The organism is Streptomyces sp. NPDC045778 (assembly GCF_056431945.1).
In genome coordinates this window covers 280786-304003 of the sequence record NZ_JBWKJZ010000004.1, presented here as the reverse complement: position 1 = coordinate 304003, position 23218 = coordinate 280786, and the positions used below count along the sequence as shown (strand labels likewise).

The window sequence follows — 23218 nt, the reverse complement described above, 5'->3', positions numbered from 1 at the left end:
ACCCGTCCCGTTGTACGGGTAGACGCTGGGGGAACGGGATTTCCCCGGGAGTGAACGAGCTTCTCCGCAAGTGACTTCGCCGTACGTGATGTCGACCACGTACGCGGGACGCCGGAGAGCGGGCCGCGCTAGCGTGCCGGCTCTCCATGGACGCAAGGGGTGGGACGACATGAACGGCACGACAGCACGCCGCGTGGCACTGGCGATCGCGGCCGCGACGGCGCTGACCGGCATCACCGCCTGTGGCTCGTCGGACGGCTCGGACAGCGACTCCAAGGACTCCTCCGGCAAGGGCGGGGGCGGCGGCCTGAGCGCGAGCCCGATAGCCGCCCTGCGCACCATCGAGAAGTCCACCGACAAGGCGGACTCGGCCAAGGTGGAGTCCGAGACCACCATGGGCTCCGCGATGTCCATGAAGGCCAGCGGCGCCCTCGGCTGGGAGGACGGCCTCACCGGCACCATGACGATCACCTACACCGGCGGCCAGCTGGCGGAGACGATGCGCAGGACGGGCAGCACCTCCATGGAGGCCCGCTACCTGCCCGACGCGTACTACGCCAAGATGGGCGAGCAGTTCGCCGCCCAGGCCGACGGCAAGCACTGGGTGAAGTACGCGTACGACGACCTGGAGCGGATCGGCGGCGGCTCGGGCGCGTACATGAAGGACGCGATGCAGAACAGCACGCCGCACCAGTCGGTGAAGATGCTGCTCGCCTCCGGTGACGTGAAGAAGGTCGGCCAGGAGAAGGTCCGCGGCGTGAACACCACGCACTACTCCGGCACGGTCGACGTCGCCGAGCTGGCGGAGAAGTCCTCCGGCCTCAGCGAGTCCCAGCTCTCCGACATGAAGCGGCAGCTGGAGCAGGCGGGCGTCACGACCGAGACCGTCGACATCTGGGTCAACGACGAGAACCTGCTGGTCAAGAAGGTCGAAAAGGGCCAGATGAAGACCGGCGAGCTGGCCGCGACCGCGTACTACAGCGACTACGGCACCAAGGTCACCGCCGAGGAGCCGCCCGCGGCCGACACCGCCGACTTCAAGGACCTGATGAACCGTCAGCCCGCCACCTGATCTCGGTCCGGTAGCGGCCCGATCTCGGTCTGACCTCGGCAGATATCCCGGAGACCCCGCGCGCGTCCGTCAGGTAATCTCAGCCCACCGCAATAAATGGATCAAATGTTCCTAGGGGTGGGGTAATGATCATTTCCGTACGCAAGGGCAGCAAGAGGGCGGCCGGCGCCGCCGTGGCGGCCCTGCTGCTCGCCGGTGGCGCGGTGGGCTGCGGCACGGACAAGAAGTCGGACAGCGCGGGGGACGACCTCTCGCCGGCCGCGGCCGTGAAGAAGGCCGCGAAGAACAGCGAGGAGCTGAAGTCCTTCAGCTTCCGCATGAAGGGCCAGGTGCCCGGTGACGGGCGCATGAAGGCCGAGGCGTCGATGACGGCCGAGCCGCTCGCCATGCGGATGAAGATGACCGCGCTCGACCAGGGGGCGCAGAAGGCCGAGATCCGCCTCGTCGACGGCGGCCTGTACCTCGGCGGCGGCAAGCCCAGCGCCGAGGCGGACGGCAAGAGCTGGATGAAGTTCGACGCCAAGGCCATGGAGAAGCAGGGCGCGGGCAAGCCCGGGGGCGCCTCCATGTCCAGCCAGGCCGAGAAGAACCCGGCCCAGGAGGCCGCCTTCCTGACCGGCTCCAAGGACGTGAAGAAGGTCGGCGAGGAGACCGTCGACGGCGTCGAGACGACCCACTACAAGGGCACGGTCACCCTCGACGACCTGCGCGCCGACCTCAAGGGCGAGGACGCGAAGACGCGGGCGAGCCGCACGAAGAACATCGAGAAGTTCGAGGACATGGGCATCGAGAAGCTCTCGATGGACATGTGGATCGACGGCGACGACCGGGCCAAGCAGTTCCGTACCCAGGGCGACGCCGACAAGGGCAAGTTCGACATGACGATCACGTTCTTCGACGTGAACAAGCCGGTGACGGTCACGGCGCCGCCGAAGAGCCAGGTCATGGACCTCGCCCAGATGATGAAGGACTCGGGCGCGAAGGGCTGACCCGATTTGCTTGACTCGGCCCCGTTCGCGTAGCCTTCCATCGAAGCCAAAGACCGCTGGTCGTTGTCGTGTGCTCGTGAGAGTGCGCGGCGGCCGAAGGATCCGCTGAACTGCGGACGACCCGCGCAGGTGACCGTGGAAGTGCTCCTGGACGCATTCGTGTCCGGTCGAGCCACGCCCCGTGCGCCTGCGCCGGGGCGTTTCGTTTTGTGCAGAGCCCCTTCCTTGTGCCTGATTCAGGCGGTCCGGCGACGCACGGCTGATCGAGGAAGGTCAGTCGAGGATCATCACCCCGGAAGGAGGCCGAGGCTCATGGCGACGTCCGACAAGGTCGCAGCCGTCGAGGAGATCACGCAGAAGCTGCGCGACTCCAACGCTGCTGTTGTGACTTCTTACACCGGACTGAGCGTGGCGCAGCTCAAGCAGCTCCGTCGTTCTCTCGGCGACAACGCTCAGTACCGTGTGGTGAAGAACACGCTGACCAAGATCGCGGCCAACGAGGCCGGGATTCAGCTGGACGAGCACCTCAAGGGCTCGACCGCTGTCGCCTTCGTGACCGGTGACCCGGTCGAGGCGGCGAAGGGTCTGCGTGACTTCGCCAAGGAGAACCCCTCCCTTGTCATCAAGGGCGGCGTTCTGGACGGCAAGGCGCTGTCCGCCGACGACATCAAGAAGCTTGCGGACCTCGAGTCCCGCGAGGTTCTGCTCTCCAAGCTGGCCGGTGCCTTCAAGGGCAAGCAGTCCCAGGCTGCCTCTGTCTTCCAGGCGCTGCCGTCGAAGCTCGTCCGCACCGTGGACGCGCTCCGTGCCAAGCAGGACGAGCAGGGCGGTGCCGAGTAACTCGGCTCGCATTTTGACCGCCGCCTGACGGCGACGGTCACAGCGGGCCAGACGTACGCCCGCCACACCAGTACATCCGGCACCTGCCGAATTAGTGGAAGGACCGCCATCATGGCGAAGCTCACCCAGGACGAGCTGCTCGAGCAGTTCGAAGGCATGACCCTCATCGAGCTCTCCGAGTTCGTGAAGGCCTTCGAGGAGAAGTTCGACGTCACCGCCGCCGCTGCCGCGCCGGTCGTCGTCGCCGGTGGTGCCGCTGGTGGCGCCGCTGCCGCCGCCGAGGAGGAGAAGGACGAGTTCGACGTCATCCTCACCGGTGCGGGCGACAAGAAGATCCAGGTCATCAAGGTCGTGCGTGAGCTGACCTCCCTGGGTCTGAAGGAGGCCAAGGACCTCGTCGACGGCACCCCGAAGCCGGTCCTCGAGAAGGTCGCCAAGGACGCCGCGGAGAAGGCCGCCGAGGCCCTCAAGGGCGCCGGCGCCTCCGTCGAGGTCAAGTAACACCTCACGGGGTCGTACGCGACTCCCCGAGCCTTCGTGGTCCTGTGAGGGACCGCACGGCTCCCGCGCTGTAACGCGCACACACTGAAGGGCGATCACCCAGTTGGGTGGTCGCCCTTCGGCGTTCCCGTGACGGCTGCCTTGCACTGTCGGCACCGGCGAGTATGGTGATCTTCGTTGTGCCTCCGAGCGGCCCCCGAAGGTTCCTGAATCGGAGCCTGTCAGGGCTGGGGGGCCTTGACGAACCGCACGCAGCGCGCAATTCTCAGGACGCGTCGTCACAAGGATCCGCATCCGAGGCATGGATCGGCGGCGAAGAGGGCAGTATCGATGTGCGTTGAGGACGTGGCTTGCCGCAGGTGTTGAGAACACAGAGGGTCTTCAGAAACCCGCACTGGACATCAGTGGGCCAGGTGGCTACACTGACCCTTTGCGCTGCCTGTTAGCTGCCTCCTGCCCGTCACCAGGGGCATGCCCATCCCTGAGCATCGTGGGTTGTAACCGTCCTGACCTGGCCTTTTAGCCATTTCAAGACCGTCTCTCCCCCGTGCCAAGGCTGGGACCGGTACGCGCGTAGTGAGTCCGAGCCCTCGGAAGGACCCCCTCTTGGCCGCCTCGCGCACTGCCTCGACCGCGAATACGAACAACGGCGCCAGCACCGCCCCGCTGCGCATCTCCTTTGCAAAGATCAAGGAGCCCCTCGAGGTTCCGAACCTTCTTGCGCTGCAAACCGAGAGCTTCGACTGGCTGCTCGGCAACGACGCGTGGAAGGCTCGTGTCGAGGCGGCTCTGGAGTCCGGACAGGACGTCCCCACCAAGTCCGGTCTGGAGGAGATCTTCGAGGAGATCTCCCCGATCGAGGACTTCTCCGGGTCGATGTCCCTGACGTTCCGGGACCACCGCTTCGAGCCCCCGAAGAACTCCATCGACGAGTGCAAGGAGCGCGACTTCACGTTCGCCGCCCCGCTCTTCGTCACCGCTGAGTTCACCAACAACGAGACCGGCGAGATCAAGTCCCAGACGGTCTTCATGGGCGACTTCCCGCTCATGACGAACAAGGGCACCTTCGTCATCAACGGCACCGAGCGTGTCGTGGTGTCGCAGCTCGTCCGTTCGCCCGGCGTCTACTTCGACTCCTCCATCGACAAGACGTCCGACAAGGACATCTTCTCGGTCAAGATCATCCCGTCCCGGGGTGCCTGGCTCGAGATGGAGATCGACAAGCGCGACATGGTCGGCGTGCGCATCGACCGCAAGCGCAAGCAGTCGGTCACCGTGCTGCTCAAGGCCCTCGGCTGGACGACCGAGCAGATCCTCGAGGAGTTCGGCGAGTACGAGTCCATGCGCGCCACCCTGGAGAAGGACCACACCCAGGGCCAGGACGACGCGCTGCTCGACATCTACCGCAAGCTCCGCCCGGGCGAGCCGCCGACCCGCGAGGCCGCGCAGACGCTGCTCGAGAACCTGTACTTCAACCCCAAGCGCTACGACCTCGCGAAGGTCGGCCGCTACAAGGTGAACAAGAAGCTGGGCGCGGACGCCCCGCTCGACGCCGGTGTGCTCACCGTCGAGGACATCATCGCCTCGATCAAGTACCTGGTGAAGCTGCACGCCGGTGAGACCGAGACCGTGGGCGACAGCGGTGCGTCCATCGTCGTCGAGACCGACGACATCGACCACTTCGGCAACCGCCGCATCCGTAACGTCGGCGAGCTGATCCAGAACCAGGTCCGTACGGGTCTCGCCCGTATGGAGCGCGTCGTGCGCGAGCGCATGACCACCCAGGACGTCGAGGCGATCACGCCGCAGACCCTGATCAACATCCGGCCGGTCGTCGCCTCCATCAAGGAGTTCTTCGGCACCAGCCAGCTGTCGCAGTTCATGGACCAGAACAACCCGCTGTCGGGCATCACCCACAAGCGGCGTCTGAACTCGCTCGGCCCGGGTGGTCTCTCCCGTGAGCGGGCGGGCTTCGAGGTCCGTGACGTGCACCCCTCGCACTACGGCCGCATGTGCCCGATCGAGACGCCCGAAGGCCCGAACATCGGTCTGATCGGTTCGCTCGCCTCGTACGGCCGCATCAACCCGTTCGGCTTCATCGAGACCCCGTACCGCAAGGTCGTCGAGGGTCAGGTCACCGACGACGTCGACTACCTGACCGCTGACGAAGAGGACCGATTCGTCATCGCGCAGGCCAACGCGCCGCTGACCGACGAGCTGCGGTTCGCCGAGGCCCGCGTCCTGGTCCGCCGCCGCGGCGGCGAGGTCGACTACGTCGCGCCGACGGACGTGGACTACATGGACGTCTCGCCGCGCCAGATGGTGTCGGTCGCGACCGCGATGATCCCCTTCCTCGAGCACGACGACGCCAACCGCGCGCTCATGGGCGCGAACATGATGCGCCAGGCCGTGCCGCTGATCACCGCCGAGGCCCCCCTCGTCGGTACGGGCATGGAGTACCGCTGCGCCGTCGACGCCGGCGACGTCATCAAGGCCGAGAAGGCGGGTGTGGTCCAGGAGGTCTCCGCGGACTACATCACCGTCACGAACGACGACGGCACGTACACCACGTACCGCGTCGCGAAGTTCTCCCGCTCGAACCAGGGCACCTCGGTGAACCAGAAGGTCATCGTCGAGGAAGGCGCGCGCGTCATCGAGGGCCAGGTCCTCGCCGACGGCCCCGCCACCCAGGAAGGCGAGATGGCCCTGGGCAAGAACCTGCTCGTGGCCTTCATGCCGTGGGAGGGCCACAACTACGAGGACGCGATCATCCTGTCGCAGCGCCTCGTGCAGGACGACGTCCTCTCCTCGATCCACATCGAGGAGCACGAGGTCGACGCCCGTGACACCAAGCTGGGCCCCGAGGAGATCACCCGGGACATCCCGAACGTCTCCGAGGAGGTCCTCGCCGACCTCGACGAGCGCGGCATCATCCGCATCGGCGCCGAGGTCATCGCCGGCGACATCCTCGTCGGCAAGGTCACGCCCAAGGGTGAGACCGAGCTGACGCCGGAGGAGCGCCTGCTCCGCGCGATCTTCGGCGAGAAGGCCCGCGAGGTCCGCGACACCTCCCTGAAGGTGCCGCACGGCGAGACCGGCAAGGTCATCGGCGTCCGCGTCTTCGACCGCGAAGAGGGCGACGAGCTGCCCCCGGGCGTGAACCAGCTGGTCCGCGTCTACGTGGCCCAGAAGCGCAAGATCACCGACGGTGACAAGCTCGCAGGCCGTCACGGCAACAAGGGTGTTATCTCGAAGATCCTTCCGATCGAGGACATGCCGTTCCTCGAGGACGGAACTCCGGTCGACATCATCCTGAACCCGCTGGGTGTGCCGTCCCGAATGAACCCGGGACAGGTCCTGGAGATCCACCTCGGCTGGCTCGCCAGCCGCGGCTGGGACGTCTCCGGCCTCGCCGACGAGTGGGCCGAGCGCCTCCAGGTGATCGGCGCCGACTCGGTCGCCCCGGGCACCAACGTCGCGACCCCGGTCTTCGACGGCGCCCGCGAGGACGAGCTGGCCGGTCTGCTCCAGCACACCATCCCGAACCGCGACGGCGAGCGCATGGTGCTCCCGTCCGGCAAGGCGAGGCTGTTCGACGGCCGCTCCGGCGAGCCGTTCCCGGACCCGATCTCCGTCGGGTACATGTACATCCTCAAGCTGCACCACCTGGTCGACGACAAGCTGCACGCCCGCTCGACCGGTCCGTACTCCATGATCACCCAGCAGCCGCTGGGTGGTAAGGCTCAGTTCGGTGGCCAGCGCTTCGGTGAGATGGAGGTGTGGGCCCTTGAGGCTTACGGCGCCGCGTACGCCCTCCAGGAACTCCTTACGATCAAGTCCGACGACGTGACCGGCCGCGTGAAGGTCTACGAGGCCATCGTCAAGGGCGAGAACATCCCCGAGCCCGGCATTCCCGAGTCCTTCAAGGTGCTCATCAAGGAAATGCAGTCGCTCTGCCTCAACGTGGAGGTGCTGTCCTCGGACGGCATGTCCATCGAGATGCGTGACACGGACGAGGACGTCTTCCGCGCCGCGGAGGAGCTCGGTATCGACCTGTCCCGGCGCGAGCCGAGCAGCGTCGAAGAGGTCTGACGGGTCCCCCGCCACCCCGGCATACCGGGGTGGCGGGCCCCCGGACCCCGACAGACCATTGATGAAGCGCCAATATCTCGCTAGCGCGAGGTGGCACAACCCTGAGAGGGATTGACGCATAGTGCTCGACGTCAACTTCTTCGACGAGCTCCGGATCGGCCTGGCCACCGCGGACGACATCCGCCAGTGGAGCCACGGCGAGGTCAAGAAGCCCGAGACCATCAACTACCGCACGCTCAAGCCCGAAAAGGACGGACTCTTCTGCGAGAAGATCTTCGGTCCGACCCGGGACTGGGAGTGCTACTGCGGCAAGTACAAGCGTGTCCGCTTCAAGGGCATCATCTGCGAGCGCTGCGGCGTCGAGGTCACTCGCGCCAAGGTGCGTCGTGAGCGGATGGGCCACATCGAGCTGGCCGCGCCCGTCACGCACATCTGGTACTTCAAGGGTGTCCCGTCGCGTCTGGGCTACCTGCTCGACCTCGCGCCGAAGGACCTCGAGAAGGTCATCTACTTCGCCGCGTACATGATCACGTTCGTGGACGAGGAGCGCCGCACGCGCGACCTGCCCTCCCTGGAGGCGCACGTCTCCGTGGAGCGTCAGCAGATCGAGAACCGCCGCGACGCCGACCTCGAGGCCCGCGCCAAGAAGCTCGAGACCGACCTGGCCGAGCTGGAGGCCGAGGGCGCCAAGGCCGACGTGCGCCGCAAGGTGCGCGAGGGTGCCGAGCGCGAGATGAAGCAGCTGCGCGACCGCGCGCAGCGCGAGATCGACCGTCTGGACGAGGTCTGGTCGCGCTTCAAGAACCTCAAGGTCCAGGACCTCGAGGGCGACGAGCTGCTCTACCGCGAGCTGCGGGACCGCTTCGGCACGTACTTCGACGGCTCGATGGGTGCCGCGGCGCTGCAGAAGCGCCTGGAGTCCTTCGACCTCGACGAGGAGGCCGAGCGCCTCCGCGAGATCATCCGCACCGGCAAGGGCCAGAAGAAGACCCGTGCGCTCAAGCGCCTCAAGGTCGTCTCCGCGTTCCTGCAGACGTCCAACAGCCCCAAGGGCATGGTGCTCGACTGCGTGCCGGTCATCCCGCCGGACCTGCGTCCGATGGTGCAGCTGGACGGTGGCCGCTTCGCGACCTCCGACCTGAACGACCTGTACCGCCGTGTGATCAACCGCAACAACCGCCTGAAGCGCCTTCTCGACCTCGGTGCGCCCGAGATCATCGTGAACAACGAGAAGCGCATGCTCCAGGAGGCCGTCGACGCGCTGTTCGACAACGGCCGTCGTGGCCGCCCGGTCACGGGCCCCGGCAACCGCCCCCTGAAGTCCCTCAGCGACATGCTGAAGGGCAAGCAGGGCCGCTTCCGTCAGAACCTCCTCGGTAAGCGTGTGGACTACTCCGCGCGTTCCGTGATCGTCGTCGGTCCGCAGCTGAAGCTGCACCAGTGCGGTCTGCCCAAGGCCATGGCCCTTGAGCTGTTCAAGCCGTTCGTGATGAAGCGTCTGGTCGACCTGAACCACGCGCAGAACATCAAGTCGGCCAAGCGCATGGTCGAGCGCGGCCGCACGGTCGTGTACGACGTCCTCGAAGAGGTCATCGCCGAGCACCCGGTTCTGCTGAACCGTGCGCCGACGCTGCACCGCCTCGGCATCCAGGCCTTCGAGCCGCAGCTGGTCGAGGGCAAGGCCATCCAGATCCACCCGCTCGTCTGCACCGCGTTCAACGCGGACTTCGACGGTGACCAGATGGCCGTGCACCTGCCGCTGTCCGCGGAGGCGCAGGCCGAGGCCCGCATCCTGATGCTGTCCTCGAACAACATCCTCAAGCCCGCCGACGGCCGGCCGGTGACGATGCCGACGCAGGACATGGTCCTGGGTCTGTTCTTCCTCACCACCGACGGCGAGGGCCGCGGGGTCAAGGGCGAGGAGCGCGCGTTCGGCTCCACCGCCGAGGCGATCATGGCGTTCGACGCGGGCGAGCTGTCGCTCCAGTCGAAGGTCGACATCCGCTTCCCGGTGGGCACCATCCCGCCGCGCGGCTGGACCCCTCCGGTCGCCGAGGAAGGGGACGACGGCGTCGGGGAGCGCGAGTACCAGCAGGGCGACAGCTTCCGCCTGCGCACGACCCTGGGCCGCGCGCTCTTCAACGAGCTGCTGCCCGAGGACTACCCCTTCGTCGACTACGAGGTCGGCAAGAAGCAGCTCTCCGAGATCGTCAACGACCTCGCCGAGCGCTACCCCAAGGTCATCGTGGCGGCGACGCTCGACAACCTGAAGGCGGCCGGCTTCTACTGGGCGACCCGTTCCGGCGTCACCGTGGCCATCTCCGACGTCGTCGTGCCTGAGGCGAAGAAGGAGATCGTCGCGGGCTACGAGGCCCAGGACGAGAAGGTCCAGAAGCAGTACGAGCGCGGTCTGATCACCAAGGAAGAGCGCACGCAGGAACTCATCGCGATCTGGACCAAGGCGACCAACGAGGTCGCCGAGGCGATGAACGCGAACTTCCCCAAGACCAACCCCATCTTCATGATGGTTGACTCGGGTGCCCGAGGAAACATGATGCAGATGCGGCAGATCGCCGGTATGCGTGGTCTGGTGTCGAACGCGAAGAACGAGACCATCCCGCGTCCCATCAAGGCCTCGTTCCGCGAGGGCCTCTCCGTGCTCGAGTACTTCATCTCCACGCACGGTGCCCGTAAGGGTCTGGCGGACACGGCTCTCCGTACCGCCGACTCCGGTTACCTCACCCGTCGTCTGGTCGACGTCTCCCAGGACGTCATCATTCGCGAGGAGGACTGTGGCACCGAGCGCGGTCTGAAGCTGAAGATCGCGGTCCGTGGCGAGGACGGCGTGCTCCGCAAGACGGAGAACGTCGAGACGTCCGTATACGCCCGCATGCTGGCCGAGGACGTCGTCATCGACGGCAAGGTCATCGCGCCGGCCAACGTCGACCTGGGTGACGTCCTGATCGACGCCCTGGTCGCCAACGGCGTCGAGGAGGTCAAGACCCGCTCGGTCCTGACCTGTGAGTCCGCGGTCGGCACCTGTGCCTTCTGCTACGGCCGTTCGCTCGCCACCGGCAAGCTGGTCGACATCGGTGAGGCGGTCGGCATCATCGCCGCCCAGTCCATCGGTGAGCCCGGTACCCAGCTGACGATGCGTACCTTCCACACCGGTGGTGTGGCCGGTGACGACATCACCCAGGGTCTGCCCCGTGTCGTCGAGCTCTTCGAGGCCCGTACGCCGAAGGGTGTCGCCCCGATCTCCGAGGCCGCGGGCCGCGTCCGCATCGAGGAGACCGAGAAGACCAAGAAGCTCGTCGTCACCCCGGACGACGGCAGCGACGAGACGGCGTTCCCGATCTCGAAGCGCGCCCGTCTCCTGGTGGGCGAGGGCGACCACGTCGAGGTGGGCCAGAAGCTCACCGTGGGTGCCACCAACCCGCACGACGTGCTGCGCATCCTCGGCCAGCGCGCCGTCCAGGTCCACCTGGTCGGCGAGGTCCAGAAGGTCTACAACTCGCAGGGCGTGTCGATCCACGACAAGCACATCGAGATCATCATCCGGCAGATGCTCCGCCGCGTGACGATCATCGAGTCCGGCGACGCCGAGCTGCTGCCCGGCGAGCTGGTCGAGCGTTCGAAGTTCGAGACCGAGAACCGTCGCGTGGTCACCGAGGGCGGTCACCCCGCCTCCGGCCGTCCGCAGCTGATGGGTATCACCAAGGCCTCGCTCGCGACGGAGTCCTGGCTGTCGGCCGCCTCCTTCCAGGAGACGACCCGAGTGCTGACGGACGCGGCGATCAACGCCAAGTCCGACAGCCTCATCGGCCTCAAGGAGAACGTCATCATCGGTAAGCTCATCCCGGCCGGTACGGGCCTGTCCCGCTACCGCAACATCCGGGTCGAGCCGACCGAGGAGGCCAAGGCCGCGATGTACTCGGCCGTCGGCTACGACGACATCGACTACTCGCCGTTCGGCACCGGCTCCGGCCAGGCCGTTCCGCTGGAGGACTACGACTACGGTCCCTACAACCAGTAGTCCTCGCCCCAGCAGCGAGTCTCACCGCAGGGCGGTCACCCGACGAGAGCCGGGTGGCCGCCCTGCGGCGCTTTGTCGCATGATGGAGGGCACACGTCGTGTGGGGGAGTGTGCGTCTCGTGACGAATCCGTCGTGGCAGCCGGCGCCGTGGCCGGGACAGCAGGGGCAGCCGTCGATGCTGGCGGGCCACTCCGACCGGGAGCGCGCGGTGGACGTGCTGCGCGCGGGCTTCGCCGAGGGCCGCCTCCAGCAGGGCGAGTACGAGCGCCGCGTGGAGCGGGCGTACCAGGCCCGTACGGTGGGGGAGCTGAGCCTCCTCGTCGCCGACCTGCCTCAGGGCCCCGCAGGCTTCCACCAGGGCCCGCCCGCGGTGCCGCACACCTTCAGGGCGGCGCCGCCCGTGAACGGCAAGGCCACCGCCGCCATGATCTGCGGGATCGCGACGTTTTTCACGTTCGGGGCCACGGGGGTGCCCGCCGTGGTGCTCGGCCACATCGCCCGCTCCGAGATCCGCCGCACCCACGAGAGCGGCGACGGCCAGGCGGTCGCGGGCCTGGCCCTCGGTTGGTTGTCCATCGTGGGCTGGACGCTGATCCTGCTCCTGGTGGTGTCGGCAGCGAACTGAACCCGCGGGGCACGTTTCAGCCCGTCCGGCGCTTGAGGACGAGGCCGAAGGCCGATAACCCGGCTCACGGCGCCCGAGGCGCCTGGCGTGTCCGGGGTGCGGGGTATTTGTTTTGACCGCAGCCAATGAGGTAGGTACGCTCAGACCTTGTGCCTGGGGTGTGCCTGGGCTCGCGCGCGTGTCTTCAACCGCATCGTGAGTCTGATCCGGCCACCGCAATCTGCGCCCTTCTCGCCTCTGGCGGGGGTCTGCAGCATTCGACACACCCGACCGCGTGGGTCGGCAACGTTCCAGGTTAGCTTTACTACTCGGCACACAGAAACCGGAGAAGTAGTGCCTACGATCCAGCAGCTGGTCCGGAAGGGCCGGCAGGACAAGGTCGAGAAGAACAAGACGCCCGCACTCGAGGGTTCGCCCCAGCGTCGTGGCGTCTGCACGCGTGTGTTCACGACCACCCCGAAGAAGCCGAACTCCGCTCTGCGGAAGGTCGCGCGTGTGCGTCTGACCTCCGGTATCGAAGTCACGGCCTACATCCCGGGTGAGGGACACAACCTGCAGGAGCACTCCATCGTGCTCGTGCGCGGCGGCCGTGTGAAGGACCTGCCCGGTGTTCGTTACAAGATCATCCGCGGTTCGCTTGACACCCAGGGTGTCAAGAACCGCAAGCAGGCCCGCAGCCGCTACGGCGCCAAGAAGGAGAAGTAAGAATGCCTCGTAAGGGCCCCGCCCCGAAGCGCCCGGTCATCATTGACCCGGTCTACGGCTCTCCTCTGGTGACCTCCCTCATCAACAAGGTGCTGCTGAACGGCAAGCGCTCCACCGCCGAGCGCATCGTGTACGGCGCCATGGAGGGTCTGCGTGAGAAGACGGGCAACGACCCGGTCATCACGCTGAAGCGCGCGCTCGAGAACATCAAGCCGACCCTCGAGGTCAAGTCCCGCCGCGTCGGTGGTGCGACCTACCAGGTGCCGATCGAGGTCAAGCCCGGTCGCGCCAACACGCTGGCCCTGCGCTGGCTGGTGGGCTACTCCCGCGCCCGTCGCGAGAAGACCATGACCGAGCGTCTGCTCAACGAGCTCCTCGACGCCTCCAACGGCCTCGGTGCCGCTGTGAAGAAGCGCGAGGACACCCACAAGATGGCCGAGTCCAACAAGGCCTTCGCGCACTACCGCTGGTAGTCGCTACCCCCATCGAGACCGAGAGAAGACTGAGCCGATATGGCTACCACTTCACTTGACCTGGCCAAGGTGCGCAACATCGGCATCATGGCTCACATCGACGCGGGCAAGACGACGACCACCGAGCGGATCCTGTTCTACACCGGTGTCTCGTACAAGATCGGTGAGGTCCACGACGGTGCCGCCACGATGGACTGGATGGAGCAGGAGCAGGAGCGTGGCATCACGATCACCTCTGCCGCCACCACCTGTCACTGGCCGCTGAACGACGTCGATCACACGATCAACATCATCGACACCCCGGGCCACGTCGACTTCACCGTCGAGGTGGAGCGCTCGCTGCGCGTGCTCGACGGTGCCGTGACGGTGTTCGACGGCGTCGCCGGTGTCGAGCCCCAGTCCGAGACCGTGTGGCGTCAGGCGGACCGCTACGGCGTCCCGCGCATCTGCTTCGTCAACAAGCTCGACCGCACGGGTGCCGAGTTCCACCGCTGCGTCGACATGATCGTCGACCGCCTCGGTGCGACCCCGATCGTCATGCAGCTGCCCATCGGCGCGGAGGCTGACTTCAAGGGCGTCGTCGACCTCGTCACGATGAAGGCCTTCGTCTGGTCCGCCGAGACCAAGATGGGCGAGGCCTACGACGTCGTCGACATCCCGGCCACGCACACCGAGGCCGCCGACGAGTGGCGCGGCAAGCTCCTCGAGGCCGTCGCCGAGAACGACGAGCAGATGATGGAGCTGTACCTCGAGGGCCAGGAGCCCACCGAGGAGCAGCTGTACGCGGCGATCCGTCGCATCACCATCGCCTCCGGCAAGGGCGGCGACACCACCGTCACCCCCGTGTTCTGCGGCACCGCGTTCAAGAACAAGGGCGTCCAGCCCCTGCTCGACGCGGTCGTGCGCTACCTCCCCTCCCCCCTGGACGTCGAGGCCATCGAGGGCCACGGCACCAAGGACCCGGAGGAGATCGTCAAGCGCAAGCCGTCCGACGACGAGCCGCTCGCGGCCCTCGCGTTCAAGATCGCGAGCGACCCGCACCTCGGCAAGCTCACCTTCGTCCGGATCTACTCCGGTCGCCTTGACTCCGGCACCGCCGTGCTGAACTCCGTCAAGGGCAAGAAGGAGCGCATCGGCAAGATCTACCGCATGCACGCGAACAAGCGTGAGGAGATCGAGTCGGTGGGCGCCGGTGACATCGTCGCCGTCATGGGTCTGAAGCAGACCACCACGGGTGAGACGCTCTGTGACGACAAGGCCCCGGTGATCCTGGAGTCCATGGACTTCCCGGCGCCGGTCATCCAGGTCGCCATCGAGCCGAAGTCCAAGGGCGACCAGGAGAAGCTGGGTGTCGCCATCCAGCGCCTCTCGGAGGAGGACCCCTCCTTCCAGGTCCACTCGGACGAGGAGACCGGCCAGACCATCATCGGTGGTATGGGCGAGCTTCACCTCGAGGTGCTCGTCGACCGCATGAAGCGCGAGTTCCGCGTCGAGGCGAACGTCGGCAAGCCGCAGGTCGCGTACCGCGAGACGATCCGCCGGGCCGTCGAGCGCGTGGACTACACCCACAAGAAGCAGACCGGTGGTACCGGTCAGTTCGCCAAGGTGCAGATCGCGATCGAGCCCATCGTCGACGGCGACGCGTCGTACGAGTTCGTGAACAAGGTCACCGGTGGCCGCATCCCGCGGGAGTACATCCCGTCGGTGGACGCGGGTGCGCAGGAGGCCATGCAGTTCGGCATCCTGGCGGGCTACGAGATGACGGGCGTCCGCGTCACGCTGCTCGACGGTGCCTACCACGAGGTCGACTCCTCCGAGCTGGCCTTCAAGATCGCCGGTTCGCAGGCCTTCAAGGAGGCCGCGCGGCAGGCCAAGCCCGTGCTGCTCGAGCCGATGATGGCCGTCGAGGTCACCACGCCCGAGGACTACATGGGCGACGTCATCGGCGACATCAACTCCCGCCGTGGCCAGATCCAGGCCATGGAGGAGCGCAGTGGCGCCCGGGTCGTCAAGGGCCTGGTCCCGCTGTCGGAGATGTTCGGCTACGTCGGAGACCTCCGCAGCAAGACGTCGGGTCGCGCAAGCTACTCGATGCAGTTCGACTCCTACGCCGAGGTTCCGCGGAACGTCGCCGAGGAGATCATCGCGAAGGCCAAGGGCGAGTAGCTCACCCGAGCACACGCTTTAGGCTTGACACCGTCGGCCGGGGCAAACCCCGCGATCCGTGAGGAATGCCCCGGCGGTCGGCACCCCAGCAAAGATCACCTGGCGCCGATGAAGTAAGGCGTACAGAACCACTCCACAGGAGGACCCCAGTGGCGAAGGCGAAGTTCGAGCGGACTAAGCCGCACGTCAACATCGGCACCATCGGTCACATTGACCACGGTAAGACGACCCTCACGGCCGCCATTACCAAGGTGCTGCACGACGCGTACCCCGACCTGAACGAGGCCTCGGCCTTCGACCAGATCGACAAGGCTCCCGAGGAGCGCCAGCGCGGTATCACCATCTCCATCGCGCACGTCGAGTACCAGACGGAGACGCGTCACTACGCCCACGTCGACTGCCCCGGTCACGCGGACTACATCAAGAACATGATCACGGGTGCCGCGCAGATGGACGGCGCCATCCTCGTGGTCGCCGCCACCGACGGCCCGATGCCGCAGACCAAGGAGCACGTGCTCCTGGCCCGCCAGGTCGGCGTTCCGTACATCGTCGTCGCCCTGAACAAGGCCGACATGGTGGACGACGAGGAGATCCTGGAGCTCGTCGAGCTCGAGGTCCGTGAGCTGCTCTCCGAGTACGAGTTCCCGGGCGACGACGTCCCGGTCGTCAAGGTCTCGGCGCTCAAGGCGCTCGAGGGCGACGCCGAGTGGGGCAAGTCCGTCCTCGACCTGATGAAGGCCGTCGACGAGGCCATCCCGCAGCCCGAGCGTGACGTCGACAAGCCGTTCCTGATGCCGATCGAGGACGTCTTCACGATCACCGGTCGTGGCACCGTCGTCACCGGTCGTATCGAGCGTGGTGTCCTGAAGGTCAACGAGACCGTTGACATCATCGGCATCAAGCAGGAGAAGACCACCACCACGGTCACCGGCATCGAGATGTTCCGCAAGCTGCTCGACGAGGGCCAGGCCGGTGAGAACGTCGGTCTGCTGCTCCGCGGCATCAAGCGCGAGGACGTCGAGCGCGGCCAGGTCATCATCAAGCCGGGCTCGGTCACGCCGCACACCGAGTTCGAGGCGCAGGCGTACATCCTGTCGAAGGACGAGGGTGGCCGTCACACCCCGTTCTTCAACAACTACCGCCCGCAGTTCTACTTCCGTACGACGGACGTGACCGGCGTCGTGACCCTCCCCGAGGGCACCGAGATGGTCATGCCGGGTGACAACACCGAGATGAAGGTGGAGCTCATCCAGCCCGTCGCCATGGAGGAGGGCCTGAAGTTCGCCATCCGTGAGGGTGGCCGGACCGTCGGCGCCGGCCAGGTCACCAAGATCAACAAGTAAGTCTTCTTGCTTGCTGGTCGGGGCGACCCGGCTGCTCTGAACTGAGCGCAGCGAGAGGCCCCATCCGCCTTACGGCGGGTGGGGCCTTTTGTCGTCCGGAGGGGGAGTGGGCCCGGCCGTGCCGCTTGACAAGCGGCTCGATTGGCCTTCGTCGTCCCAGGTGTGGCACACTGTTCAGGTTGCTCGGTTGAGTGCCGATGCTGTGCGCCTCCCGCCGGGAGGACTGAAAGCGAGTCCCACAGTACTCGTCGCCCCATCTGCCGTAAGGCAGCGCTGTGGCGGACGTACGGGAATCTTTCGGGAAGTGCGGCGCGGTGGCTCGGCCAGGCGCCCGGTGGGTTTCTTCCCCCGGACCAGCGGTCATCCAGGGCCGCAGCCCCTAGCAGGGAAATCCTTCGGGAGATCTGTGTGAGCGGGACTGCGACACGCCCGACCGCGTGGGTCGGAGGAGGTAGAAAACAGGGCCTCCCGGGAGCCAGAGCGTTCGAGACAAAGGACTACTAAGTAGCCATGGCGGGACAGAAGATCCGCATCCGGCTCAAGGCCTACGACCACGAGGTCATCGACTCCTCGGCGAAGAAGATCGTCGAGACGGTGACGCGTACTGGTGCGTCGGTCGCGGGCCCGGTGCCGCTGCCCACTGAGAAGAACGTGTACTGCGTCATCAAGTCGCCGCACAAGTACAAGGACTCGCGCGAGCACTTCGAGATGCGCACGCACAAGCGCCTGATCGACATCCTCGACCCGACGCCCAAGACCGTTGACTCGCTGATGCGCCTGGACCTTCCGGCCGGCGTCGACATCGAGATCAAGCTCTGAGAGGCACGGAAGAGATGACCAAGCAGATCAAGGGCATCCTGGGCGAGAAGCTCGGCATGACCCAGGTCTGGGACGAGAACAACCGTGTCGTCCCCGTGACCGTGGTCAAGGCCGGGCCCTGCGTTGTTACCCAGGTCCGTACGAATGACAGCGACGGCTACGAGTCGGTCCAGATCGCCTTCGGCGAGATCGACCCGCGCAAGGTGAACAAGCCCCTCAAGGGCCACTTCGCCAAGGCCGACGTGACCCCGCGCCGCCACCTCGTCGAGATCCGTACCTCGGACGCGTCCGAGTACACCCTCGGCCAGGAGCTGACCGCCGAGACCTTCGAGTCGGGCGTCAAGGTCGACGTGACCGGCAAGAGCAAGGGCAAGGGCTTCGCCGGTGTCATGAAGCGCCACAACTTCGGTGGCCTCGGCTCCAGCCACGGCACCCAGCGCAAGCACCGCTCGCCCGGTTCCATCGGTGGCTGCGCCACCCCGGGCCGCGTGTTCAAGGGCCTCCGCATGGCGGGCCGCATGGGCAACGAGCGGGTCACCACCCAGAACCTGACCGTCCACGCCGTTGACGCGGAGAAGGGTCTGCTGCTCATCAAGGGCGCGGTTCCCGGTCCGAACGGCGGCCTCGTCCTGGTCCGCACCGCGGCCAAGGGGGCCTGAGGTAACCGATGAGCACTGTTGACATCCTTTCGCCGGCAGGCGACAAGGCCGGTACCGTCGAGCTCCCCGCGGAGATCTTCGACGCGAAGGTCAGCATTCCGCTGATCCACCAGGTCGTCGTCGCGCAGCTGGCCGCTGCCCGCCAGGGCACGCACAAGACCAAGACCCGCGGCGAGGTCCGTGGCGGTGGCAAGAAGCCGTACCGCCAGAAGGGCACCGGCCGCGCCCGCCAGGGTTCGACCCGCGCGCCGCAGTTCGCCGGTGGTGGCGTCGTGCACGGTCCCGTGCCGCGTGACTACTCGCAGCGGACCCCGAAGAAGATGAAGGCCGCCGCCCTGCGCGGTGCCCTCACCGACCGGGCCCGCAACAGCCGCATCCACGTCGTCTCCGACGTGGTCGAGGGCGACATCTCGACGAAGGCCGTCAAGGCTCTCCTCGGCAAGATCAGCGAGCGCAAGAACGTGCTCCTGGTCGTCGAGCGTGAGAACGACAAGGCCGTGCTGTCCGCCCGCAACCTGCCCCAGGTCCACATCCTGGAGCCGGGCCAGCTGAACACGTACGACGTTCTCGTCTCGGACGACGTGGTCTTCACCCAGGCCGCTTTCGAGTCCTTCGTGTCTGGCCCCAAGGCCGCTGACACCGAAGGGAGCGAGGCCTGATGGCTATCCGTCACCCCGCTATCGCCTCGAAGGCCGCCAAGGCCGCCAAGGCCGCGCGCGTCGCCAAGGCGAAGCGTCACGCCACCGAGGGCAAGAACACCGTCGAGACGCCGCTGAGCAAGAGCTTCACGGACCCCCGTGACGTGCTCCTCAAGCCGGTCGTCTCCGAGAAGAGCTACGCGCTGCTCGACGAGGGCAAGTACACCTTCGTCGTCGCGCCCGGCGCCAACAAGACCCAGATCAAGCAGGCCGTCGAGGCGGTCTTCTCGGTCAAGGTCACCGGCGTCAACACGCTCAACCGCCAGGGCAAGCGCAAGCGCACTCGTACGGGCTTCGGCAAGCGTGCCGACTCCAAGCGCGCGATCGTGACCCTCGCTGAGGGCGACCGTATCGACATCTTCGGCCAGGCCTCCTAACGGAGACCCTGGTCCGAATATCGGACGAGGACTGAGAAATGGGAATCCGCAAGTACAAGCCGACGACGCCGGGCCGCCGTGGCTCCTCCGTCGCCGACTTCGTCGAGGTCACGCGGTCCACGCCGGAGAAGTCGCTGGTCCGCCCGCTGCACAGCAAGGGCGGCCGTAACAACGCCGGTCGTGTGACCGTTCGCCACCAGGGTGGCGGACACAAGCGCGCCTACCGCGTGATCGACTTCCGTCGTCACGACAAGGACGGCGTGCCGGCCAAGGTCGCGCACATCGAGTACGACCCGAACCGCACCGCGCGCATCGCCCTGCTGCACTACGCAGACGGCGAGAAGCGCTACATCATCGCTCCGCGCAACCTGTCGCAGGGTGACCGGGTGGAGAACGGCCCTGGCGCCGACATCAAGCCCGGCAACAACCTGGCGCTGCGCAACATCCCGGTCGGTACCACGATCCACGCGATCGAGCTCCGTCCGGGCGGCGGCGCCAAGTTCGCCCGCTCCGCGGGTGCCTCGGTGCAGCTGCTCGCGAAGGAGGGCTCGATGGCCCACCTGCGCATGCCGTCGGGCGAGATCCGGCTGGTCGACGTCCGCTGCCGCGCCACCATCGGTGAGGTCGGCAACGCCGAGCAGTCGAACATCAACTGGGGTAAGGCCGGCCGCAAGCGCTGGCTGGGCGTCCGTCCCACCGTTCGCGGTGTCGTGATGAACCCGGTTGACCACCCGCACGGTGGTGGTGAGGGCAAGACCTCCGGTGGTCGTCACCCGGTCTCGCCCTGGGGCAAGAAGGAAGGCCGTACTCGTTCGCCCAAGAAGGCGTCGAACAAGTACATCGTCCGCCGCCGCAAGACGAACAAGAAGCGCTAAGGACGGGTTGAGATGCCTCGTAGCCTGAAGAAGGGGCCCTTCGTCGACGACCACCTGATCAAGAAGGTGGATGTCCAGAACGAAGCCGGCACCAAGAACGTCATCAAGACCTGGTCCCGCCGCTCGATGATCGTCCCGGCCATGCTCGGCCACACGATCGCGGTGCACAACGGCAAGACCCACATCCCGGTGTTCGTCACCGAGTCGATGGTCGGCCACAAGCTCGGCGAGTTCTCGCCGACGCGCACCTTCCGGGGTCACGTCAAGGACGACCGGAAGTCGAAGCGCCGCTAAGGCGGGGTGGAATCGACTATGACTAACACCGAAGGGACAACCATGGAAGCCAGGGCCCAGGCGCGGTACATCCGCGTCACGCCCATGAAGGCCCGCCGCGTGGTGGACCTCATCCGTGGCATGGATGCCACGGAGGCTCAGGCGGTCCTGCGTTTCGCCCCGCAGGCCGCCAGCGTGCCGGTCGGCAAGGTGCTGGACAGCGCCATCGCCAACGCCGCGCACAACTACGACCACACGGACGCCTCGTCGCTGTACATCAGCGAGGCGTACGTGGACGAGGGCCCGACCCTGAAGCGGTTCCGTCCGCGTGCCCAGGGCCGCGCCTACCGGATCCGTAAGCGGACCAGCCACATCACCGTGGTCGTCAGCAGCAAGGAAGGAACCCGGTAATGGGCCAGAAGGTAAACCCGCACGGGTTCCGGCTCGGTGTCACGACCGACTTCAAGTCGCGTTGGTACGCCGACAAGCTGTACAAGGACTACGTCAAGGAAGACGTCGCCATCCGTCGGATGATGACGTCCGGCATGGAGCGCGCCGGCATCTCGAAGGTGGAGATCGAGCGCACCCGTGACCGCGTGCGTGTGGACATCCACACCGCCCGTCCCGGCATCGTCATCGGCCGCCGTGGCGCCGAGGCCGACCGCATCCGCGGTGACCTCGAGAAGCTCACGGGCAAGCAGGTCCAGCTGAACATCCTCGAGGTCAAGAACCCCGAGACGGACGCTCAGCTCGTGGCCCAGGCCGTCGCGGAGCAGCTGTCCTCCCGCGTCTCCTTCCGCCGTGCCATGCGCAAGAGCATGCAGTCGGCGATGAAGGCCGGCGCCAAGGGCATCAAGATCCAGTGCGGCGGCCGTCTCGGCGGCGCCGAGATGTCCCGCTCGGAGTTCTACCGCGAGGGCCGTGTGCCCCTGCACACGCTCCGCGCGAACGTGGACTACGGCTTCTTCGAGGCCAAGACGACCTTCGGCCGCATCGGCGTGAAGGTCTGGATCTACAAGGGCGACGTCAAGAACATCGCCGAGGTCCGCGCCGAGAACGCCGCTGCCCGCGCCGGCAACCGCCCGGCCCGTGGTGGCAACGACCGCCCGGCCCGCGGTGGCCGTGGTGGCGAGCGTGGCGGCCGCGGTCGCAAGCCGCAGCAGCAGGCGGCCCAGGGACAGCAGCAGGCTGCCGAGGCCCCCAAGGCCGAGGCTCCCGCCGCTGCCGCTCCGGCTGCTGAGAGCACCGGAACGGAGGCCTGACCGACATGCTGATCCCCCGTAGGGTCAAGCACCGCAAGCAGCACCACCCCAAGCGCTCGGGCATGAGCAAGGGTGGCACGCAGGTTGCGTTCGGTGAGTACGGTATCCAGGCCATGGGCCCGGCGTACGTCACCAACCGTCAGATCGAGGCCGCGCGTATCGCGATGACCCGCCACATCAAGCGTGGCGGCAAGGTCTGGATCAACATCTACCCGGACCGTCCGCTCACGAAGAAGCCGGCCGAGACCCGCATGGGTTCCGGTAAGGGTTCGCCGGAGTGGTGGATCGCCAACGTCAAGCCCGGACGCGTCATGTTCGAGCTGTCGTACCCCAACGAGAAGATCGCCCGTGAGGCGCTGACCCGTGCGGCCCACAAGCTGCCGATGAAGTGCCGGATCGTCAAGCGCGAGGCAGGTGAAGCGTGATGTCGGCCGGTACCAAGGCGTCCGAGCTGCGCGAGCTGGGCAACGAGGAGCTGCTGAACAAGCTCCGCGAGGCCAAGGAAGAGCTGTTCAACCTCCGCTTCCAGGCGGCGACGGGCCAGCTCGAGAACCACGGCCGTCTGAAGGCGGTCCGTAAGGACATCGCCCGGATCTACACCCTGATGCGTGAGCGTGAGCTGGGCATCGAGACGGTGGAGAGCGCCTGATGAGCGAGAGCAACGTGACTGAAGAGACGAAGGCCGCGCGCGGCTTCCGCAAGACCCGTGAGGGTCTGGTCGTCAGCGACAAGATGGACAAGACCGTCGTCGTCGCCGTCGAGGACCGCGTCAAGCACGCGCTGTACGGCAAGGTCATCCGCCGTACGAACAAGCTCAAGGCGCACGACGAGCAGAACGCCGCGGGCGTCGGCGACCGTGTCCTCCTCGCGGAGACCCGGCCGCTGTCCGCGACGAAGCGCTGGCGCGTCGTCGAGATCCTCGAGAAGGCCAAGTAATTTCCGAGGGGGTTTCCCCTCGGATCAGTTCCGCCAGGCTCGGCAGGGGCCGGACTCGTGAGAGCGAGGCCCCTGCCGGGAACCGGCAGACACACAGGAGATAGACGTGATCCAGCAGGAGTCGCGACTTCGCGTCGCCGACAACACGGGTGCGAAGGAAATCCTCACCATCCGTGTTCTCGGTGGCTCGGGTCGCCGCTACGCGGGCATCGGTGACGTCATCGTCGCCACCGTCAAGGACGCAATCCCCGGTGGCAACGTGAAGAAGGGTGACGTCGTCAAGGCGGTCATCGTTCGCACCGTCAAGGAGCGCCGCCGTCCGGACGGCTCGTACATCCGCTTCGACGAGAACGCCGCCGTCATTCTGAAGAACGACGGCGACCCTCGCGGCACCCGTATCTTCGGCCCGGTGGGCCGTGAGCTGCGCGAGAAGAAGTTCATGAAGATCATCTCGCTCGCGCCGGAGGTGCTGTAAG

At 66.6% G+C, this 23218-nt stretch carries 23 protein-coding genes; all 23 read left to right on the top strand.

Annotated elements, in window-relative coordinates; translation table 11 throughout:
* The first annotated feature begins 169 nt into the window (after positions 1-169).
* The 23 genes from AC07GB_RS07460 (at position 170) to rplN (ending at position 23217) form a co-directional block, all read left to right on the top strand.
* A complete protein-coding gene (locus AC07GB_RS07460) occupies positions 170-1072 on the top strand; it encodes an SCO4651 family lipoprotein (RefSeq protein WP_478842502.1) in 903 nt (300 codons plus the stop codon).
* Positions 1073-1197: 125 nt separating this feature from the next.
* The gene (locus AC07GB_RS07455) at positions 1198-2061 is read left to right on the top strand and encodes an SCO4651 family lipoprotein (RefSeq protein ID WP_478842500.1); all 864 of its coding nucleotides are present in this window, start codon (positions 1198-1200) and stop codon (positions 2059-2061) included.
* A 312-nt stretch (positions 2062-2373) separates the two neighbouring features.
* Positions 2374-2901 carry a 50S ribosomal protein L10 gene (gene rplJ, locus AC07GB_RS07450; protein WP_478842498.1) on the top strand — a complete coding sequence of 176 codons (528 nt, stop codon included), beginning with the start codon at positions 2374-2376 and terminating at the stop codon, positions 2899-2901.
* A gap of 111 nt (positions 2902-3012) precedes the next feature.
* The gene (gene rplL, locus AC07GB_RS07445) at positions 3013-3402 is read left to right on the top strand and encodes a 50S ribosomal protein L7/L12 (protein WP_030685497.1); all 390 of its coding nucleotides are present in this window, start codon (positions 3013-3015) and stop codon (positions 3400-3402) included.
* A 606-nt stretch (positions 3403-4008) separates the two neighbouring features.
* The gene (gene rpoB, locus AC07GB_RS07440) at positions 4009-7494 is read left to right on the top strand and encodes a DNA-directed RNA polymerase subunit beta (protein WP_478842496.1); all 3486 of its coding nucleotides are present in this window, start codon (positions 4009-4011) and stop codon (positions 7492-7494) included.
* 121 nt (positions 7495-7615) lie between these two features.
* Positions 7616-11530, top strand: coding sequence for a DNA-directed RNA polymerase subunit beta' (locus AC07GB_RS07435; protein WP_478842494.1), 3915 nt, complete (start codon positions 7616-7618; stop codon positions 11528-11530).
* Between the two features lie 119 nt (positions 11531-11649).
* Positions 11650-12156 carry a DUF1707 and DUF4190 domain-containing protein gene (locus AC07GB_RS07430; protein ID WP_478842492.1) on the top strand — a complete coding sequence of 169 codons (507 nt, stop codon included), beginning with the start codon at positions 11650-11652 and terminating at the stop codon, positions 12154-12156.
* Positions 12157-12489: 333 nt separating this feature from the next.
* The gene (gene rpsL, locus AC07GB_RS07425; RefSeq protein WP_003948652.1) at positions 12490-12861 is read left to right on the top strand and encodes a 30S ribosomal protein S12; all 372 of its coding nucleotides are present in this window, start codon (positions 12490-12492) and stop codon (positions 12859-12861) included.
* Between the two features lie 2 nt (positions 12862-12863).
* Complete coding sequence (gene rpsG / locus AC07GB_RS07420; protein ID WP_003974303.1) at positions 12864-13334, top strand: 30S ribosomal protein S7; 471 nt, start codon at positions 12864-12866, stop codon at positions 13332-13334.
* Positions 13335-13373: 39 nt separating this feature from the next.
* Entirely contained in the window at positions 13374-15500 is a 2127-nt protein-coding gene (gene fusA / locus AC07GB_RS07415; RefSeq protein ID WP_478842490.1) for an elongation factor G, read from the top strand.
* Between the two features lie 149 nt (positions 15501-15649).
* Complete coding sequence (tuf, locus tag AC07GB_RS07410; protein WP_384798749.1) at positions 15650-16843, top strand: elongation factor Tu; 1194 nt, start codon at positions 15650-15652, stop codon at positions 16841-16843.
* A gap of 510 nt (positions 16844-17353) precedes the next feature.
* The gene (gene rpsJ, locus AC07GB_RS07405; protein ID WP_003948644.1) at positions 17354-17662 is read left to right on the top strand and encodes a 30S ribosomal protein S10; all 309 of its coding nucleotides are present in this window, start codon (positions 17354-17356) and stop codon (positions 17660-17662) included.
* Positions 17663-17676: 14 nt separating this feature from the next.
* Complete coding sequence (gene rplC / locus AC07GB_RS07400) at positions 17677-18321, top strand: 50S ribosomal protein L3 (RefSeq protein ID WP_138961312.1); 645 nt, start codon at positions 17677-17679, stop codon at positions 18319-18321.
* Between the two features lie 8 nt (positions 18322-18329).
* Positions 18330-18980, top strand: a complete 651-nt coding sequence (rplD, locus tag AC07GB_RS07395; protein ID WP_478842488.1) for a 50S ribosomal protein L4 — start codon at positions 18330-18332, stop codon at positions 18978-18980.
* Entirely contained in the window at positions 18980-19396 is a 417-nt protein-coding gene (gene rplW, locus AC07GB_RS07390; protein WP_030685476.1) for a 50S ribosomal protein L23, read from the top strand. Before rplD ends, rplW begins: the two co-directional genes overlap by 1 nt.
* 38 nt (positions 19397-19434) lie before the next feature.
* On the top strand, positions 19435-20271 hold the full coding sequence (gene rplB, locus AC07GB_RS07385) for a 50S ribosomal protein L2 (protein WP_030685474.1): 837 nt from the start codon (positions 19435-19437) through the stop codon (positions 20269-20271).
* A gap of 12 nt (positions 20272-20283) precedes the next feature.
* On the top strand, positions 20284-20565 hold the full coding sequence (gene rpsS, locus AC07GB_RS07380; protein WP_003948639.1) for a 30S ribosomal protein S19: 282 nt from the start codon (positions 20284-20286) through the stop codon (positions 20563-20565).
* A 42-nt stretch (positions 20566-20607) separates the two neighbouring features.
* Entirely contained in the window at positions 20608-20955 is a 348-nt protein-coding gene (gene rplV, locus AC07GB_RS07375) for a 50S ribosomal protein L22 (protein WP_030685471.1), read from the top strand.
* Positions 20955-21806: a 30S ribosomal protein S3 gene (rpsC, locus tag AC07GB_RS07370; protein ID WP_478842486.1), complete on the top strand. Its 852-nt coding sequence runs from the start codon at positions 20955-20957 to the stop codon at positions 21804-21806. Before rplV ends, rpsC begins: the two co-directional genes overlap by 1 nt.
* Positions 21807-21811: 5 nt before the next feature.
* Positions 21812-22231, top strand: coding sequence for a 50S ribosomal protein L16 (gene rplP, locus AC07GB_RS07365; protein WP_030685469.1), 420 nt, complete (start codon positions 21812-21814; stop codon positions 22229-22231).
* A complete protein-coding gene (gene rpmC / locus AC07GB_RS07360) occupies positions 22231-22455 on the top strand; it encodes a 50S ribosomal protein L29 (RefSeq protein ID WP_010036720.1) in 225 nt (74 codons plus the stop codon). Before rplP ends, rpmC begins: the two co-directional genes overlap by 1 nt.
* Complete coding sequence (gene rpsQ / locus AC07GB_RS07355; RefSeq protein ID WP_016434628.1) at positions 22455-22742, top strand: 30S ribosomal protein S17; 288 nt, start codon at positions 22455-22457, stop codon at positions 22740-22742. The genes rpmC and rpsQ overlap by 1 nt, the downstream gene beginning before the upstream one ends.
* Before the next feature lie 106 nt (positions 22743-22848).
* Positions 22849-23217, top strand: a complete 369-nt coding sequence (rplN, locus tag AC07GB_RS07350; protein WP_003974257.1) for a 50S ribosomal protein L14 — start codon at positions 22849-22851, stop codon at positions 23215-23217.
* The last annotated feature ends 1 nt before the right edge of the window (position 23218 follow it).